This is a genomic window from Proteus vulgaris (assembly GCF_033708015.1).
GTDB lineage: Bacteria > Pseudomonadota > Gammaproteobacteria > Enterobacterales > Enterobacteriaceae > Proteus.
Genome location: NZ_CP137920.1, coordinates 381,557 through 398,922 on the forward strand (window position 1 = coordinate 381,557; position 17,366 = coordinate 398,922).

Genomic DNA, 17,366 nt, shown 5'->3' on the forward strand with positions numbered 1-17,366 from the left:
CTATAATTGATTAATATATTCTCGTAAACTCTCTTCAAATTTCAACTTCAACCACTGCGGTTCTAATATCTTAATATTAGGAAGCCAATATTGAATAAGAGGTAAAATCTGTTTTTCACTCACTGCGGAGCAAGATATAGTTAAAAATTTGTTATCTTCATTCACTATTAATTGACTTGGTAAGATATCCCTTCTTTTAAAATAATGAGCAATAGAAGATGATACTGATATTAAAACATCAAAATGTTCATTAGTCGTCCATGGATCTTTACTCTCAATGAGTATGTTTTTTATCTTTTTATCAGGTAAAAAAGTTTCTTTATCAATATCAAGCCATTCGATTCTATTGAGTGAAAATGATTTTAGTTTATCTTCTTCAGTGGCCTTTAAATACCAAATAGTATTGTGACAAATAAGCTTGTATGGGTTGATGATTCGATTTTTACCCTTGTATAAAATCTTACATTTTCTTTTATTTTCAATGGCATATTTGATTGAATCATAGTGTTTTTTAAGATAGCTTTTGATCTTATGTTCAACACCATTGAACTCAATAGATACACTTTCATTTTTTATTGTGCTCGGAATACTTTTTAAAAATGCTTGATTAAAGTCAGGCAAATATTTATCGATACCAAAAAATGAAATCATTTTGTAATATTCTACAACAGTGGAAAACCCATATTTCGAGTTTCCTTTGTGTTCTAAAATTAAACTCAATGAACCTAAATCTCGATAAATTGTGCGTTCGCTTACATTAAAGCGATTTGCAAGTTCATATTTATCGACTTCTCCATGTAAGTATGTATCTAGAATAATAGTTGCTAATCTTATTCCTTGATTCTTTTTATCATCATCCATTTTTGACTCAGAAATAATATAACGTTTAATTTTATTTGAAATTAATATACCAAATAGAATGACAAATGGTGTCAGTGGAAAGTAGTTTATTTTATAAGATAAATCTTAAAATCAGTGTTATTTAAATTAATGCTATGAATAACGATTATTTTCATACCTAATTCATGTGATGAAAAGAATAGACGTTTATTTTAAAAAGTTAAGTTAATTACTTATATGTTTATTATATAGGTAAGTATAAATAACAACCAATGTACATAAATGATTGGTGTTTTTATATAAAACAAAGTTTAATCTTATGGTTTTTAAATTTAATAAGTTGATTTATATCAATAAAATAATTTAAGAATTTAACTCGGTTAAATGAGAAATTTATGGCTTCAAGATAAAATGTATTTTTATAACTATCAGCATCAGTTAGAAAATGATACCTAATTAATAACTTATTTCCTGTGTTGCTAATAAAAAAACGCCATTAAATTTGATTTAATGGCGTTCAGACAGCTGACAAAGCCCTCACTTCCCTTTATGGCTAGCGGTTTTTTGTTTCTTAATTAAAGTGCTCATGATGATAAAGGGCGACATTCGTTGTCTGCTATGTCAACCATATCACTTAAGAGATCATCTGTTTTTGCAAAAATAAACTGCTTTAAAAACTGATCAATGCGAATATTTAATTTAAATGGAGGTAAAGTGACACCATCTTGTTTTTCAAGGTAGATTTTAGCTTTTGCTTTATCTACGGTCGCTTTTAATGCATCGAAGCGACCAAAATTGTTAAGGTTTTTCTCAGTAACACTATCAGCCATTAATGCCATCAGTAATTCTTTATTTAAACCAAGTGCATTAACAACGGCACTTATTTGTGCATTCTCGGCGTTATCTTTATAGGTATTGATATAGTCCCTAAAAGTATGACCTTCAATTAATTGCGCATCGCCACGTTGTAAGTCATGTAAGAAAAGTTTCGCGTATTTCTGTTCGTTTTGTGTCAGTGAGGCAAACGACTTATGCAGCTCGTTTAATGTGTTTTCAATACTTGCAACGTCTTGAGGATCATTAAGTTCTTTTAAATATTTATCAAAGCGACTATTCATATAGTCAGCGTCGATTTTCCCAGTATCTATTTCAGTTAAGTAACCGCTGATATCAAAAGGAACATCTCCACCATCAGAACCACTTCCATCCTCTTTACTGACTAACTCTTTATAACGAAGGACGAGGCTTAAATAGGTTTGTTCATCTATGGATAGTGTGACTTCATGTTCTTCATCGTTTTCAGTAGATGGTTAACATGAATTTCTATACTATGGCACTGAACTTCACGGATGTTAAGTTAGAGATGGAGTGTATTATAACTGTCTATAATTAGGCGCTTACTTCAAATTCAAATAATTATAATTATCTTATCCTTTCAGCTCCGGCTCTCTTCCTAGTTTTGTTTTGATCCCTAGTGATTTTTTATTTTCCTATATAAAGTCGCAATACTGATACCTAAGATTTTTGCCGCTTTTTTCTTTCCTTCCAATGTGGTTCCTGTTTTTTCTAATATATTCATAATGGTTTGATACTCTGAGGTCAGGTTCTGCGTTTTGAGACATTCGTGTGTGTTTAACGATTGCGTTTTAGCTTTTGTATAAACCTCACTGCGTTTTTCTTTTTCTGATGTATCAGTATGTGTTGTTTCTACTAGGTAAGGAGGAAGATGACTAAGATTAAAATCAGCGGTATCACCTTGCATAACATACATATATTCAATCACATTACGTAGCTCTCTGATATTACCCGGCCACTCATAAGAATATAAATAGTTAATAATAGAGTTAGGGATCTTCGTCGTAGGACGTTTATAGGTTAAAGCTAAATCATCAGCAAAAAACTGAGCGAGCTCTGCGATATCTTCTCGATGATCACGTAGGGCGGGCGTGTGAATAGGGACAACGTTAAGACGATAAAACAGATCTTCACGGAATTGCCCTTTATTGACCATGTCGCGCAGATCTTTATTTGTGGCTGCAATAATACGTACATCGATATTAATCATATTGTTAGAGCCAACACGCGTAATGCTTTTTTCTTGAAGTACACGCAAAAGTTTGGCTTGTAAATGTAACGGCATATCGCCGATTTCATCAAGAAATAGGCTTCCACCGTGGGCTAATTCAAATTTACCAATGCGTCCTTTAGGATCTGCACCACTAAACGCGCCTCGCACATAACCAAAAAGCTCACTTTCTAACAGCTGTTCTGGAATAGCAGCACAGTTAATAGTAATAAATGGCTGCTTTGTCCGTAAACTCTGTTGGTGAATGGTATAGGCGACGACTTCTTTACCTGATCCACTTTCTCCAGTGATAAGTACGCTGGCGTGGCTAACCGCAACTTTGCTTAACATGCTTTTTAATTGGAGCATATTGTGTGAGTTGCCAATTAAAGGGGAGTGCGGATTTTCATCAACAGATAAGGTATTTACCTGTGTCATATAATCACGAGCATCATGGAAAATGACCATGGTGAGTTGGTCATTATCGACAGAAGAGAAGGTGATTTTTTTACAGAGCACATGATAACGCTGTTTATTTAAAATCAGCCAAGCCTCTTCATCGCCATAAAGAATATCGCCAGTCATATCGATATCAAGAGATTGCCCAATTAATTCACAATCAAAGAAACGTAGAGCAGATAGGTTGGCATGCCAAATTTTACTTTGGCTATCGATGGCAATTACCCCTCTATCCATGACATCAATCAAGTTTCGAAAAGTACCAAATCGCTCTTGCTCTCTCAGCCTTTCAAGGCATTCAAAAACACGACTTGAAATCATCTCCGAAAACTGTTCGATAAAGGTGATAAAGGCTTGTTTTTGTTTCATCAAAAACATTTTCTGTTCTCGGTTAGAACAGATAATACCAATGACACCAATAACTTGGTTATTGAGAAAAATTGGCGCATTGAGATCAAGCTCTTCGGTACAAGTTAAGCGATTTTGACATAGCTGACAGAGATCGTTTTCTTTTGGATCTTCAATGAGAATTGTTTTTTGGACTTGCAGTACATGGCGATAAATATACCCATTGCTAGAGACATCTTGATTGAGCATATAGCGATAACGTCCCGTACCTGCAATACGAATTAAATTGTTATCAATAATTTCAACATCGGTACCGGTGATACCCGCAATGGCATCGGTGTACTTGCTGATTTCATCTTGCAGGGTACTGAGTAATGAGTGCATCACATTCTCACCTTAAAATTATCATAATTGATAATAAATTATCATTATTCATTTAATGGGTTTAATTAAATTATTATTTATTAGTTAGTTATACGTTTTTTGTGTAAAGCTCACACAGTTTCTTATTATTGATAATTTATCATCTAAATAAAACCGCCTAGATCACAGCTTTTCTGCATGATTAATCCCATATTTTAATCGTTTAAATAATAAAAATGTTTTAAATCAGTTAATTATATCTTTATTAAATGCTTTTTGAGTGAGTTGGCATACATATTGCGATACAGGGGATAACCCTATGTATTCCGATTAATCGCGATATTGGGTTATCGCGAATTTTAAAGTGTGATTAAGAGGTAATTCCATGCAGGAGCAATTGCAGTACCTGATTAACCAAAGTTCATTTACGCGAAAACCAACCGCTGAGCTTGCCCCTTTTCGTTATGAAGAGTTAGCTAAAGCGTTAGATTTTCACCGAACTATTCCAGGATACGCACCTACACCGTTATTTCATTTACCCCATCTAGCCAAAACATTAGGAGTGGGTGAGTTATATCTCAAAGATGAATCTTTTCGTTTTGGTTTGAAAGCATTTAAAGCGTTAGGTGGTGCTTATGCGATGGCACGCCATATTGCTGATTTCCTCGAAATGGACATCAGTGAATTACCTTATGAGGTCATGATCAGTGATGAGATCAGAAAAAAGTTAAATGGTGTCACTTTTGCGACAACCACTGACGGGAATCATGGACGTGGTGTTGCTTGGATGGCAAGACAGTTGAAGCAAAAAGCCGTGGTCTATATGCCAAAAGGATCGTCACAAGAACGTTTAGATGCCATCTTGCGTGAAGGTGCAGTCGCTGAAATCGTTGATATGAACTATGACGATGCCGTGAGAATGACGGCTGAAATGGCTGAAAAATATGGCTGGATTGTGGTTCAAGACACGGCATGGGATGGCTATGAAGAGATCCCTCTTTGGATCATGCAGGGCTATGGCACGTTAATGCTGGAATCTCTTGCGCAATTACATGAAGTCCCCCCAACGCATATTTTTGTGCAAGCCGGAGTGGGCTCTTTTGCGGGTATGGTACAAGGCATGGTTACCGCCGCTTATGGCAAACAAGCACCCAAAGTGATTGTGGCTGAAGCGCGTATTGCCGACTGTTTATATCAATCTGCGGTATCAGGAAAAGCGGATGCAACGCCTGTTGGTGGGGATTTACAAACCGTTATGGCAGGGCTGGCTTGTGGTGAAGCCAATAGTATTGGGTGGAATTTATTACGTGATTATTCAGCGGCATTTTTCTCTTGCCCTGATGCCGTCGCAACGAGGGGAATGCGGATTTTAGGGAATCCTTTACCCGGTGATCCGCACATCATTTCTGGTGAATCTGGTGCCGTGACAACAGGCTTGCTCTCTATTTTGATGCAATCACCTGTTTATCACAGTGCGAAGGAAGAACTGGGATTAGATGAAAATGCAAGAGTGCTTGTGATAAGCACTGAAGGTGACACCGATCCTGAACGTTATCGCGATATCGTGTGGGATGGCGAGTTACCTAGCTTCAAACAATTTTAAAAAACAAATAAGTCTTTTGGAGTGAACAGTATGTTATCAGCAAACCGATTTGATCAAGTTATTAAGAATTGCCAATTATTAATCCAACAAAAAAGCTATTCAGGTGAAGAAGGTAATGTTGTTAAAGTCATAGAAGAGATGATGAAAAACTATGATTTTGACGATATTCATATTGATAAATACGGCAATATTATTGGTGGAATTATAGGTCAACATCCAGGGAAAACCCTTATTTTTGATGGTCATATCGACACTGTGCCGGTTAGTGAGCGTGACTGGAAAGAAAAGCCTTATGGCGGAGAAATAAAAGACGGCAAGATTTATGGTCGTGGCACCAGTGATATGAAAGGCGCCGTTGCTGCGATGATTTCAGCGATCGGTTTTTATGGTCAAGATAATCAGCGTAACTTTGCTGGTCGTATTTATGTCTCTTGTATTGTGCATGAAGAGTGTTTTGAAGGTGTTGCCGCAAGACTCGTTTCTGAGCGCTATAAACCAGACTATGTCGTGATTGGGGAAGCTTCCGAATTAAACCTCAAAATTGGACAACGTGGTCGTGCTGAAATTGTTGTTGAAACCTTTGGTAAACCTGCTCACTCCGCCAATCCAGATGCCGGGATCAACTCTGTTTATAAAATGGCAAAACTGATCGAGAAGATCAGAACCTTAACCCCCTCAGTTCATCCCGTCTTAGGAAAAGGGATCTTAGAACTCACAGATATTAAATCATCACCTTATCCGGGCGCTTCGGTTGTGCCTGAATATTGTCGTGCTACTTATGATCGCCGTTTATTAGTGGGTGAAACGAAAGAAGCCGTGCTCGCACCATTACAAAAAGCTATTGATGAACTCGCCTCTCAAGATGCTGATTTTAAAGCTAAAGTTTCTTATGCCTACGGCACTGAAAAATGTTACACCGGCGCCACTATTGAAGGTGAGCGCTTCTTCCCTGGGTGGGTATTAGAAGAGAGTGATCCTTATGTACAAAGCGTTTTAAAAGGGCTGCATGAGTCCGGCTTTAAACCGACGGTCACACAATACTCTTTCTGTACTAACGGTAGCCACTATGCCGGTGAAGCGGGTATTAAAACCATTGGTTTTGGCCCATCTCGCGAAAACTTAGCACACACCATTGATGAATATATTGAAATTGAACAGTTAAAAGGTGCTGCGAGTGGTTATTACAGCATTATGAACAGCCTTTATCACCTTTAAGTCTTACGAAATAAATCCTTACTAGAAGAGTATCTGGTGAAACTGTCAGATGCTCTTTGGAGAAATAACAGAATGAAAACAATATTTAAAAACGCCACTGTTATTGATGGAACAGGGGCAAGTGCATTTCAAGCTGATGTTGTGGTTAATGAAGGTAAAATAATAAAAATCGGTCAGTTTGAGGCGAAAGTGAATGATCAGATTATTGATGCCACAGGAAAAATAGTTTGTCCCGGTTTTATTGATACTCACACTCACTCTGATCTTTCTGCTCTGTTAAATCCCGCTTTATCCGCCAAAATCCGTCAAGGGATCACCACTGAATTGTTAGGGCAAGATGGTGTCGCGTTAGCGCCATTACCAGAACAATATATCTCAGCATGGCGTAAAAATATTGCGGGGTTAGATGGTGATTCTGACCGCATTGATTGGCATTTTAAAAATACCGAAGGTTACTTAGGTATGTTAGAAGCGAGAGGCTCTGCAACGAATCTTGCTTACCTTGTTCCTCATGGCAACATTCGGATGGAAGCGATGGGATTAGAAGGTAATCCGTCTACTCGTGAAGATGTCGCCAAGATGTGTGAGATCTTAGAGCGTGAGTTAAAAGCAGGGGCATTTGGCTTATCAACAGGACTGATTTATATGCCTTGTGCCTTTGGTGATACCGCTGAAATGATCGAACTTTGTAAGGTCACTGCAAAACATAATGGTATTTTTGTTGTTCACCAGCGTAGTGAAGCCGACGATATTATTGAATCAACTCAAGAACTTATTGATATTGCTAAAGCATCGGGTGTTTGGTTGCATATTTCCCATATGAAGGTTTGCGGTAAGAAAAACTGGGGATTAATCGATGAAATGCTAGGTATGTTAGAGCAAGCACAGAAAGAGGGCATTCGTATCTCTTTTGACCAATATCCGTATGTCGCAGGCAGCACCATGCTTGGGGTGATTTTACCGCCTTGGGTTCACGCAGGAGGTACAGAGAAATTATTAGAACGCTTAGCTTCTCCTGAGCTGCGTAAAAAGATGATTGAAGATATCGAAAAAGGCATTCCAGGTTGGGATAACTTTATTGATTTTGCGGGGTTAGAAAATATTTATGTGACGAGCTCTAAAACAGAAAAAAACCAAGATGCCGTTGGTCTTAGTCTTGTAGAGCTAGGCAAATTAAGAGGTAAAGATCCGTATAACGCAACCTTCGACCTGCTATATGAAGAAGAAAATGCAGTAGGAATGGTGGATTTTTATGGCACAGAAGAACACGTTATCAAATTCTTATGTCGCCCCGAACAAAACGTATGTACTGATGGATTAATGGGAGCCGGTAAGCCTCATCCCCGTGTATTTGGTGCATTCCCTCGTGTTTTAGGGAAATACGTCAGAGAAGAAAAATGCCTTACATGGGAACAAGCTATCCGCAAAATGACAGGTAAACCTGCTGAAGTTCTTCGATTAACGGACAGAGGATTAATTAAAGAGGGATATGCCGCAGATATTGTGATGTTTGACCCTGAAACCATTATTGATAAAGGCACGTTTGTTGAACCAAACCAATATCCCGAAGGGATCGATTTAGTGATGGTTAATGGCCGTATCGCATTAGTTAATGGGATCGAAAGTTACGCCTGTAGTGGCCATGTTTTAAGAGCATAACCACACAATAACGCTCTTAAACGTTAAATCTTATCTCTGTTTATCACGGTTGTTCTTCAACCGTGATGGTTTTCCCTTACCTGAGGAACAGGAAAATGAGTTCAAATATTATTCCAGACCTTCAACAGAAAAAAACATGGAAAGCTCGTTACACCGTTTTATCCTTAATTTGGTTAGCTTGGTTACTTTCATTCTTAGATAGAATGGTAATGAGTGTTTCATTACCTTTTATTGGGCGTGATCTTAATCTTGATACCACACAACAAGGCTTAATAATCAGTGCGTTCTTTGTCGGTTATGCCGCATTCCAAATACCGGGGGGGTTTTTAGCTGACCGCTTTGGTGCTCGTAAAATTATGGCTATCGGGATTGCATGGTGGTCAGTTTTCACCAGCTTAACGGGGATGGTATTTACATTACCGTTAATGTTAGCGGTGCGCTTCTTATTTGGTATTGGTGAAGGCTGTTTCCCATCCGCTTCTTGGAAAATGATCTCAACGTATTTCCCATCGAAAGAGCGTGGTCGTGCAACAGCAATTCAATCAACCGTAAATACCTTAGGACCAGCATTAGCGGTTATTGTTGCGGCGAGTATTATCGGTGCTTTTGGCTGGCATATGGTGTTTATTGTTTTAGGTATTCCTGGTCTATTAATTGCAGCCGGTATTTATTTCTTCACGCGTGATAATCCTAAAGATCACCCAAGTATTACTCAACAAGATCTCGATGAGTTAGCCGCAGATGGCACATTATCGGATAAACCCGCTGAAGCAGTGCCTTTTAAAGATGTTTTAAAAATGCCCGTATTGTGGCAAATGGCAGCAATTTGGTTTCTGTTTGATATTACCTTTTGGGGATTCTCAACATGGTTACCCAGTTATTTAATTACTGTTCGTGAATTCTCTTTGGCGAAAACAGGTGTAATGGCGGCTATTCCATTCTTATTTGGTGCGGGTGGTACATTATTAGGGGGCTATGTTTCTGATAAATGTAAATCACAGCGTAAATGGTTATATATGATCACCGCAGTGATTGCAGCAGGCTTCTTATATATGACATATACCGTTGAAAGTGCTGATATGGCTGTTGTATATCAGTGTATTTCCGCACTATTTATGTTTTTCGCTATGGCAATGTTTTGGGGTATTTTAATGGATACTATCCCAAATAAAATTATGGGACGTGCTTCAGGGATTGTTAATTTCGGCGGTCAAATGGCGGGTGTTGTTTCCGCACCGGTTATGGGGTTCTTAATCAAAGCCAGTGGCGGTAGTTATGACAGTGCATTTATGTTTATGATAATTGCATTAGTCGCCTCTGCTGTTGTGACGTTTACGGTTAAAATGAAAAACACACCCGCACAAGCTTAATTAATCAGTATCAATAACGTTTATATTTAAATAAGTGTGATCTTATTAAAACAAATAAGATTAATTAAATAAAATAACGGTATTAACTGTAAGATTTATTTATTAAAACTCATTATACGCTTATGGATTTTTTAATTTAAAAAATCTTATTGTAGGGTGCTTTTGTCCTAAAAAAGCCACGATGAAAGATCGTGGCTTTGCTTTTATTAGATTAATTACATTATTTGTTTATAAGCACAAAGTCGCTACCACTAAAACAGAGTGTGGCATCACCACGAATAACTCGGTGATGGGCAATATGGCGTTGGCTATTTAATGAAGCATGTTGTTTCATCATATAAGCCTCTAAATGCCATGCAATAAGTTGCTTAGCGAGTTTTTTATTCGCGTGCTGGCTACGTTCAGATTGCACTTTTACACTAATGCCTGTGGCAATATGCGTTGCTCTGACAGCTGATTCGGTTTTGTTAACATGCTGACCTCCAGGGCCATTTGAACGCATGGTTTCAAAGACAATTTCTTTGTCATTAATTTCATCAGGTTGTTCAAAACAAGCAACACCAATAAACCAGTTTTTACGCTTATGTCGTGGTCGTAACGTGCTTGCACATTGCCATTGTATAGATCCTGCCCATTGTTGTGCGATAGCCTGTGCATCCGCACCTTCAAGAGACACTAACGCTGATTTTAAACCATGGCGTGAAGGTTCTTTTTCAAGCACGGTGACGTTCACTTGTCGTTTAGTAGTGGATTTCAAAAAGTAATTTAACGCTTTTTCAACCGCCAAACAGCACTCTTCAGGGCCTTGTGCAGAGGTGAATTGTAATAACATTACGCCATCTCTCCACTTGTTTTATAGGTGATCACGGGTTTTAAACGAGCGATAACTTCGATTAATCCAATACTCACCATACTTTCAATCACTGTCTCAATCGATTTATAAGATTGCGGGGCTTCTTCATAAATCAGTTGTTTATTGGCACAAATAATACGGCTACCTAATGCCGTTCGTGAAAGTTGTAAAGGGGTAAAACGGTGTGACAATCGACCTTTGCACTCTGTACGCATCCATTTTCTACCTGCACCATGAGGGAGTGAATGGAGGCTTAATTCAGACACAATGGGCTTAACAATATAGCTATAATCACCGCGAGAACCTGGGATCACCACGATATCGTGATGCGCGGGTGTTGCACCTTTGCGATGTAACCAACCTTGTTGACCATGTAATTCACAAGGCTCTACAAGATTATGATTTACATCAGAAATAACTTCACCTTGAGTGCGAATTTGGCGCATCATTCTTTCACCAATAAGGCGACGATTAATTTTTGCATAATCCAGTGCATTATTGTGAGCTTGCAAATATTTATTTGCATCTTCGGTGTTAGCCACAAGTCCTTTATGACCAAATTGTTCGGTATGGGCACGTAAGATAGATTGCCCAAAACCTCTCGATCCGCTGTGAACTAATAGCAATAACTGTTTTTTATTGATACCACTTTCAACGAAAAGTGTTTCATTAAGCACTTGGTCAATTTGTTGGAATTCAGCAAAGTGATTCCCCCCACCAATAGAGCCTAAAGAGCCAGCGAATGGGTGGTTTTGCATTTCAGTGGATAGATGCGCTTCTAGCCATTCTGAAGGTGCGATATCACGCATTTCACTCAGCTGTTTTTCGGCTTTATCTAAGTTGAGTTTGCTGTTTTTAAATTCAGTTTGAAAGAGTGTCATGCCACAGCCAATATCATTTCCGACTAAGGCAGGGTAAAAACGATTAACAGAAAAAAAGGCTGCACCAATAGGATAACCACGACCTGGATGTAGGTCTGGCATACCTGCGACATAAGCCATATCAGGAAGTTGAGCCGTTGTTTCTAGTTGTTGGATTGCTTTGCTTTCAATCCAAGTATTATCCGATGCGATATAACAAACGCGATCAGATAAATAATGAACACACTTGTCCATATACCAATCCATATAATGTAAAGGATAAAAAAATAAATTGATTGGCGGACAGCAAAAAGAAGGAAAAAAGGATTACTTCTGAGATTGTCCGCAAAGGGTATTCATATTTGTTGTTGTCATGGGATACCTCCTTGCAGCGATGTAAAATGGGTGAGAAATATTAAATCGCGGGCATAGTAACCACTTTTTTTTGTTTTAGCAATGAAAAAGTGGTGTGGTTTTCTTTATTTTAAAAAAAGAATAAATAGATTTTATTTAATTTAAAACTGGTTTTCTTTTATTATTTATTTTAGTTAGCTTTCTATTATTTAATTTAATAAATTATTTTTACTGAGCTTTTTCTGCAATAATCTTCATAATCATCCGTTAATTTTCTATCTGTAATGATAACGTCAAACTGAGCTAAATCGCCCATATTGCCTGTCGCTGTTTCATCAAAAAAGTGATATTTGGTGAGTAAGATCTTACGAATAGATTTATCCATCGCTTTTTTCTTCATATAAAGATCGTCGATGTTATAACAGGTAACGCCAAAATCGAGATGAACCCCTTCGGCTGAAATAAAGGCTTTTTTGGGATTGATGCTATCCAGATAAGAAGGTTGAGTCGGATTGTAGAATGAGTCACTTTTAGGGCGATATTCTCCTCCGCAGAGTAATACAGTGGCATTTTTTTTCTGGCTTAATGCTAAAAATACGCGATGAGAATAACAGATCCCTGTGAAATGCAGATTATCGGGGATAAGTTCAATCAGCGCGGGAATAAGCTGCCCATTATCGAAAAAAAGAACATCGCCGTCAGATACCATACCTGCAGCAAGATTAGGAATATGAAGTTCTGCCGTTTGATCTGGCGTAATAATATCAGAGGATGTTGAGATTAACCCTGAATGAGGCTGGGCTAATGCAACAATGTAGCCACCTAGTAATGACATTGGAAAAGGGTTTTCAGCGTCAGAACTTAAGTCGCGCCGAATTGTCATTTCAGAAACTTCAAGGATCCTCGCGGCGTCTTTAAGATGAATGCGACCTGAGCGTTTTATACATTCACTGAGGCGGCGCAAACGTTCGTGCTGTTTGGTCTCTATCACCGAAGGATCCTTGTATTATCGAGTAGCGTACTCCAAGAAAATAGACGCTAAATAATTAGTAAGTTGATTCAGGTGCATCTGAATCTGTTGCGATAGCGACACTTGCACTAGCGCCAATACGTGTTGCACCTGCTTTGATCATGTTTAATGCGGTTTGGCGATCGCGAACACCACCTGATGCTTTCACGCCGACTTCATCACCAACGGTTTTGCGCATTAAAGCGACATGATGTTCCGTTGCGCCCATTGTACTGTATCCTGTTGATGTTTTCACAAAATCAACGCGGATCTCACGACACATTTCACAAACTAAACGTACTTCGTCGTCAGTTAATAAGCAAGTTTCTAAAATAACTTTCAGAGTTGTATTACCGCAAGCTGCTTTTACTGCTTCAATATCTTGTTTTACGAAGTCTAAACGACCACTTTTTAACATGCCGATATTGATAACCATATCGACTTCTTGTGCCCCTTGACGAATAGCTTCAGCCGCTTCAAATGCTTTTGTTGCAGTTAAACCTGCACCAAATGGGAAATCGATAACACAACATACTTTGACATCACTTCCTTCAAGGCAAGTTCTTGCTAAAGGGATGTAAGAAGTGTTAATACAAACAGAGAAGAAACCGTGTTCAACGGCTTCAGCACACAATTTCTTGATTTGTGCTTCAGTTGTATCTGCTGCAAGAAGGGTATGATCGATATAATTAGCTAATGGACGCATAGTATATTCCTTGATAAGAAGATTGTTATTTATCACTCATGTTAGTTTGGCAACATATTAGTGCTGTTTTAACATGATAACAATCACAAATGATATTTAAATAACATGATATTGTTATACATCTATCATAATGTCACTATTTTAACATTTATAAATTTTACATAAGAGTAAGAGGCGCTATGGATATCGCAGTGATTGGTTCAAATATGGTGGATTTGATCACCTATATAGATAGGATGCCAAAAGAGGGGGAAACCCTTGAGGCGCCAGCATTTAAAATGGGTTGTGGCGGTAAAGGAGCGAATCAAGCGGTTGCTGCTGCTAAATTAAATTCAAAAGTGATGATGTTAACAAAGGTTGGCGATGATATTTTCGCGGATAACACCATCATGAATTTAGGATCTTATGGCATTAATACACGCTATGTTGAAAAAGTACCCGGTACAACAAGTGGCGTTGCACCTATTTTTGTGACTTCTCAATCATCAAATAGCATTTTAATTGTTAAAGGTGCGAATCAGCATTTGTCACCCGAAGATATTGATAGAGCAGCAGATAGTCTAAAAAAATGCAAAATAATCGTCCTGCAATTAGAGATCCCGCTTGAAACGGTCTATCACGCTATTGCGTTCGGTAACAAACACCATATTCCTGTGTTATTTAATCCAGCACCAGCGTCAAAAGCATTAGATCTTAAGATTGCGGCTCGTTGTGACTTTTTTGTTCCGAATGAAACAGAACTTGAAATTTTGACGGGGATGCCAATCACTACAATGGATGAAATTCGCGAAGCCGCATGTTCTTTATTACAAAAAGGCTTTAAGAATGTCATCGTTACATTAGGTGAAAAAGGGGCATTATGGATGAATGGTGAGATTGAAAAATACATTCCTGCCATCGACGTTGATGCCATAGATACCAGTGGTGCAGGCGATGCCTTTATTGGTTGTTTCTCCCATTATTATGTTCATACCAATAATATTGAAGAGGCGTTAAATAAAGCCGTGATGTTTTCTGGTTTAAGTGTTGCCGGAAAAGGCACACAATCTTCTTACCCTAGTATTGAAGAGTTTGGGCAGTTTTTAGCGCAAGCGAAGTAGTACACTTCTGCACTATCCTCTCTTTATATTCCACTTGTTATCTTATTTAGGTGACCAGTGGAATTCATTTTAAATCAATAGATTACTCTATTTTTATAATCACTATTGAATGTCTGACAAAGAAAAAAGGCTTAACTTAATGTGATTGATTTCACAAAGTAGTGACAAATACAATTGAAATGTAATTTCACTGGATGTATTTTTAATTGAAATTTAGTTTCATAAGGTTGTTGTGATGAAAGAAGATGCATTAAGCGAATGTCTTAAGAATGAAAGCAATCAAGAAACGACACAGTTTTCTGAATCAAGCGCTTTAGAGTTGGTTACGTTCATCAATAGTGCAGATATGACGGTTGCCAATGCAGTGAAAAAAGAATTACCTGCTATTGCTAAAGCGGTAGAAAAAATTACTGAGCGTTTGCAAAAAGGGGGACGTATTTTTTATGTTGGTGCCGGAACAAGTGGGCGATTAGCGGTACTCGATAGTGCCGAATGCCCTCCTACTTTTGGTGTCTCTCCTACATTAGTGCAGGCGATTATTGCAGGCGGTCATGATGCAATGCTAAAAGCGGTTGAAAATATTGAAGATAGCCAAGACGCGGCAATTGAAGAGCTTCAACGTCGTGACGTTAGTGATAACGATGTGGTTATTGGCATTGCGGCAAGCGGTCGTACGCCTTTCACTGTTGCCGCTTTGCAATATGGCAAAAAGTTAAAAGCATTGACAGTATCTATTACTACACGTGGCAAAAGTATGATGAGTGAAATTGCTGACTTATCTATTGCGCCAGATGTGGGGGCAGAGGTGTTAACAGGCTCCACAAGAATGAAAAGCGGTACGGCTCAAAAAATGATTTTGGGTATGTTAAGCACGAGTGTCATGACTAAACTAGGAAAAGTGCATAAAAACCTGATGGTCGATGTCATTGCAAGTAATGAGAAATTGCAACGTCGTGCTGAAGGAATTGTCAGCGAAGTGTGTGGCGTTTCACATGAAAAAGCCAGAACGCTATTACAAATGGTCAATTACCATCCTAGAAAAGCCATTTTAATGTATGAACTCCATCTGAGTGTGGAGAAAGTGAATCAAATTACACAGCAATATCCTTATTGTTCGCTACAACAGCAACTTGCCCTATTTAACGAATAACAATATGAGTAAACACTTCAAACTTTAGCAGGCACACATATGGCTAATAAAATAGAACATCTCGACACGTTAGCAATAGAAATAGAAAAACACGCTGGTGGATTTCAAAATGTGGCAACCCTAACACATTGTATGACTCGTATTCGACTGATTTTAAAAGACAGTTCGTTATTTAATGCAGATGCTTTAAAACAAGTCGAAGGTGTTAAAGGTGTTGTATTTAATGGCGAACAGCATCAAGTTATTGTAGGAATGGGAACGGCGGCAAAAGTGTATTCCATCATGAATAAGCGTATGCAAAACAGTTCAGCAAGTCGTGAAGAAGAGCCTACGTCAACCCCCGTGAAAAAAGGCTTCTCCATTCGTCGTATGCTAAATACATTAGCCGCTATTTTTGTGCCGACAATTCCTGCTTTAATTGGTTGCGGTTTGATTATGGGGTTAATTAATATTATCCGCTTAGTCGCACCGGGTTTAGTTGAACAATTCCCTGAGCTATTTAAATTATTCAAATTAATAGGCAGTACGGTATTTGCGTATCTCTCTATTATGATTGGGATAAATACCGCTAAAGAATTGGGCGCGTCAACATCGATTGGTGCGGTAATGGCGGGATTATTAGCCATGCCTGGACTTGCTGATATCACTTTATTTGGTGAGAAATTACAGCCAAACAGTGGTGGGATCTTTGCCGTATTAATGGTGGTTGTGTTTTCGTCAAAATTAGAATTATGGTTTCGTAGTATTGTTAAAGAGAGTCTCGATCTTATCTTAACGCCATTTGTGACGATTTTAGTCTCTTCTCTTGTGGCGATTATGATATTCCAACCGATCGGTCATTATCTTAATCAGTTATTAGCACAAGGCGTATCATTATCACTTTTAAATCAAGGTAGTGGCGCAGTTGTAACCGGTGCGGCGTTAGGGGGAAGTTTCTTATTTTTACTCTTAACGGGACTGCATCAAGGATTAATTCCTATTCATACTGAAATCTTAAATACATTTGGCTTAAATTATTTGTTCCCTATTTTAGCCATGGGCGGGATGGGGCAAGTAGGCTCTTGTTTTTGGGTTTATCTACGTACTAAAAATCAACGTTTAAAGAAAACATTAATGGGCGCATTGCCTGTGGGTATTTTCGGTGTTGGTGAGCCTTTATTATTTGGTGTGTCCCTTCCATTAGGAAAACCTTTTGTTGCGGGATGTATTGGTGGGGCAGCGGGTGGTGCATTAATGGCATATTTCCAAGTAGGGATCATTATTCCATTTGGTACAGCTGGGTTATCATTAATTCCGTTAGTCGGTGATGGGCAAATTATTAAGTTCCTGATCGCAGTATTAGGTGCATGGATTGTCGGTTTTATTGCCAGCATGCTAATGGGATTTACGGATCCAGAGAAATAAGTCAGAAA

General features: G+C 38.3%; 14 protein-coding genes. 7 read left to right on the plus strand and 7 right to left on the minus strand.

Features of this window, described 5'->3' with window-relative positions; all coding sequences use genetic code 11:
• From SB028_RS01995 to SB028_RS02005, 3 genes are all read right to left on the minus strand, one after another.
• The gene (locus tag SB028_RS01995) at positions 1-861 is read right to left on the minus strand and encodes a helix-turn-helix transcriptional regulator (protein WP_069368093.1); all 861 of its coding nucleotides are present in this window, start codon (positions 859-861) and stop codon (positions 1-3) included.
• A gap of 563 nt (positions 862-1,424) precedes the next feature.
• Positions 1,425-2,108 (minus strand): type I restriction endonuclease subunit R, EcoR124 family, encoded by a 684-nt coding sequence (locus SB028_RS02000; RefSeq protein WP_413242933.1) that lies wholly within the window; start codon positions 2,106-2,108, stop codon positions 1,425-1,427.
• Between the two features lie 203 nt (positions 2,109-2,311).
• Positions 2,312-4,096 (minus strand): sigma-54 interaction domain-containing protein, encoded by a 1,785-nt coding sequence (locus SB028_RS02005; protein WP_069368091.1) that lies wholly within the window; start codon positions 4,094-4,096, stop codon positions 2,312-2,314.
• Between the two features lie 364 nt (positions 4,097-4,460).
• On the opposite strand from SB028_RS02005, the gene dpaL reads away from it, so the two are divergent.
• The 4 genes from dpaL (at position 4,461) to SB028_RS02025 (ending at position 9,922) form a co-directional block, all read left to right on the plus strand.
• Positions 4,461-5,678 (plus strand): diaminopropionate ammonia-lyase, encoded by a 1,218-nt coding sequence (gene dpaL, locus SB028_RS02010; RefSeq protein WP_069368090.1) that lies wholly within the window; start codon positions 4,461-4,463, stop codon positions 5,676-5,678.
• A gap of 30 nt (positions 5,679-5,708) precedes the next feature.
• Complete coding sequence (locus tag SB028_RS02015) at positions 5,709-6,893, plus strand: YgeY family selenium metabolism-linked hydrolase (protein ID WP_069368089.1); 1,185 nt, start codon at positions 5,709-5,711, stop codon at positions 6,891-6,893.
• 72 nt (positions 6,894-6,965) lie between these two features.
• On the plus strand, positions 6,966-8,552 hold the full coding sequence (locus tag SB028_RS02020) for an N-acyl-D-amino-acid deacylase family protein (protein ID WP_069368088.1): 1,587 nt from the start codon (positions 6,966-6,968) through the stop codon (positions 8,550-8,552).
• Positions 8,553-8,647: 95 nt separating this feature from the next.
• Positions 8,648-9,922, plus strand: coding sequence for an MFS transporter (locus tag SB028_RS02025; RefSeq protein WP_069368087.1), 1,275 nt, complete (start codon positions 8,648-8,650; stop codon positions 9,920-9,922).
• Positions 9,923-10,142: 220 nt separating this feature from the next.
• Here the strand turns inward: SB028_RS02025 and prfH are convergent, their stop codons facing one another.
• The 4 genes from prfH to deoC all read right to left on the minus strand — a co-directional run bounded on the left by prfH (position 10,143) and on the right by deoC (position 13,704).
• The gene (gene prfH, locus SB028_RS02030; RefSeq protein WP_069368086.1) at positions 10,143-10,754 is read right to left on the minus strand and encodes a peptide chain release factor H; all 612 of its coding nucleotides are present in this window, start codon (positions 10,752-10,754) and stop codon (positions 10,143-10,145) included.
• Complete coding sequence (locus SB028_RS02035; protein ID WP_069368085.1) at positions 10,754-11,890, minus strand: RNA ligase RtcB family protein; 1,137 nt, start codon at positions 11,888-11,890, stop codon at positions 10,754-10,756. Before SB028_RS02035 ends, prfH begins: the two co-directional genes overlap by 1 nt.
• 313 nt (positions 11,891-12,203) lie before the next feature.
• Positions 12,204-12,980 carry a DeoR family transcriptional regulator gene (locus SB028_RS02040; protein WP_069368084.1) on the minus strand — a complete coding sequence of 259 codons (777 nt, stop codon included), beginning with the start codon at positions 12,978-12,980 and terminating at the stop codon, positions 12,204-12,206.
• Positions 12,981-13,035: 55 nt separating this feature from the next.
• Positions 13,036-13,704 (minus strand): deoxyribose-phosphate aldolase, encoded by a 669-nt coding sequence (gene deoC, locus SB028_RS02045; protein ID WP_069368083.1) that lies wholly within the window; start codon positions 13,702-13,704, stop codon positions 13,036-13,038.
• Between the two features lie 179 nt (positions 13,705-13,883).
• On the opposite strand from deoC, the gene rbsK reads away from it, so the two are divergent.
• The 3 genes from rbsK (at position 13,884) to SB028_RS02060 (ending at position 17,358) form a co-directional block, all read left to right on the plus strand.
• On the plus strand, positions 13,884-14,804 hold the full coding sequence (rbsK, locus tag SB028_RS02050; RefSeq protein WP_069368082.1) for a ribokinase: 921 nt from the start codon (positions 13,884-13,886) through the stop codon (positions 14,802-14,804).
• Between the two features lie 235 nt (positions 14,805-15,039).
• Complete coding sequence (murQ, locus tag SB028_RS02055) at positions 15,040-15,954, plus strand: N-acetylmuramic acid 6-phosphate etherase (RefSeq protein ID WP_318859758.1); 915 nt, start codon at positions 15,040-15,042, stop codon at positions 15,952-15,954.
• 39 nt (positions 15,955-15,993) lie between these two features.
• Positions 15,994-17,358, plus strand: a complete 1,365-nt coding sequence (locus SB028_RS02060; RefSeq protein ID WP_069368080.1) for a PTS transporter subunit EIIC — start codon at positions 15,994-15,996, stop codon at positions 17,356-17,358.
• The last annotated feature ends 8 nt before the right edge of the window (positions 17,359-17,366 follow it).

Coding starts and splice junctions, on each gene's coding strand:
- SB028_RS02015 (WP_069368089.1), top strand. CDS start 5,709: ATGTTATCAGCAAACCGATTTGATCAAGTTATTAAGAATTGCCAATTA.
- SB028_RS01995 (WP_069368093.1), bottom strand. CDS start 861: ATGGATGATGATAAAAAGAATCAAGGAATAAGATTAGCAACTATTATT.
- prfH (WP_069368086.1), bottom strand. CDS start 10,754: ATGTTATTACAATTCACCTCTGCACAAGGCCCTGAAGAGTGCTGTTTG.
- deoC (WP_069368083.1), bottom strand. CDS start 13,704: ATGCGTCCATTAGCTAATTATATCGATCATACCCTTCTTGCAGCAGAT.
- SB028_RS02035 (WP_069368085.1), bottom strand. CDS start 11,890: ATGGACAAGTGTGTTCATTATTTATCTGATCGCGTTTGTTATATCGCA.
- SB028_RS02025 (WP_069368087.1), top strand. CDS start 8,648: ATGAGTTCAAATATTATTCCAGACCTTCAACAGAAAAAAACATGGAAA.
- dpaL (WP_069368090.1), top strand. CDS start 4,461: ATGCAGGAGCAATTGCAGTACCTGATTAACCAAAGTTCATTTACGCGA.
- SB028_RS02005 (WP_069368091.1), bottom strand. CDS start 4,096: ATGCACTCATTACTCAGTACCCTGCAAGATGAAATCAGCAAGTACACC.
- SB028_RS02020 (WP_069368088.1), top strand. CDS start 6,966: ATGAAAACAATATTTAAAAACGCCACTGTTATTGATGGAACAGGGGCA.
- rbsK (WP_069368082.1), top strand. CDS start 13,884: ATGGATATCGCAGTGATTGGTTCAAATATGGTGGATTTGATCACCTAT.
- murQ (WP_318859758.1), top strand. CDS start 15,040: ATGAAAGAAGATGCATTAAGCGAATGTCTTAAGAATGAAAGCAATCAA.
- SB028_RS02060 (WP_069368080.1), top strand. CDS start 15,994: ATGGCTAATAAAATAGAACATCTCGACACGTTAGCAATAGAAATAGAA.